1 rRNA gene is annotated in these 704 nt (G+C 54.7%); it reads right to left on the bottom strand.

Annotated elements, in window-relative coordinates:
• Positions 1-19: 19 nt before the first annotated feature.
• A 23S ribosomal RNA gene (locus PG896_RS21080) occupies positions 20-704 on the bottom strand; the annotation flags it as partial.

The following is a 704-nucleotide window of genomic DNA, read 5'->3' as shown; positions in this document are numbered from 1 at the left end:
AACACTTCTTGGGTGTTGTATGGTTAAGCCTCACGGGTAATTAGTATGGGTTAGCTCAACGTATCGCTACGCTTACACACCCCACCTATCAACGTTGTGGTCTCCAACGGCCCTTTAGGACCCTCAAGGGGTCAGGGATGACTCATCTCAGGGCTCGCTTCCCGCTTAGATGCTTTCAGCGGTTATCGATTCCGAACTTAGCTACCGGGCAGTGCCACTGGCGTGACAACCCGAACACCAGAGGTTCGTTCACTCCGGTCCTCTCGTACTAGGAGCAACTCCCTTCAATCATCCAACGCCCACGGCAGATAGGGACCGAACTGTCTCACGACGTTCTGAACCCAGCTCGCGTACCACTTTAAATGGCGAACAGCCATACCCTTGGGACCGACTTCAGCCCCAGGATGTGATGAGCCGACATCGAGGTGCCAAACACCGCCGTCGATATGAACTCTTGGGCGGTATCAGCCTGTTATCCCCGGAGTACCTTTTATCCGTTGAGCGATGGCCCTTCCATTCAGAACCACCGGATCACTATGACCTACTTTCGTACCTGCTCGACCTGTCCGTCTCGCAGTTAAGCTGGCTTATGCCATTGCACTAACCTCCTGATGTCCGACCAGGATTAGCCAACCTTCGTGCTCCTCCGTTACTCTTTGGGAGGAGACCGCCCCAGTCAAACTACCCACCAGGCACTGTCCGCG

It is taken from the genome of Aeromonas sp. QDB30, from assembly GCF_027707645.1.
Lineage (GTDB): Bacteria > Pseudomonadota > Gammaproteobacteria > Enterobacterales > Aeromonadaceae > Aeromonas > Aeromonas caviae.
Note: the sequence above shows the minus strand (reverse complement) of the source record. Positions and strands in the feature narration are given on the sequence as shown.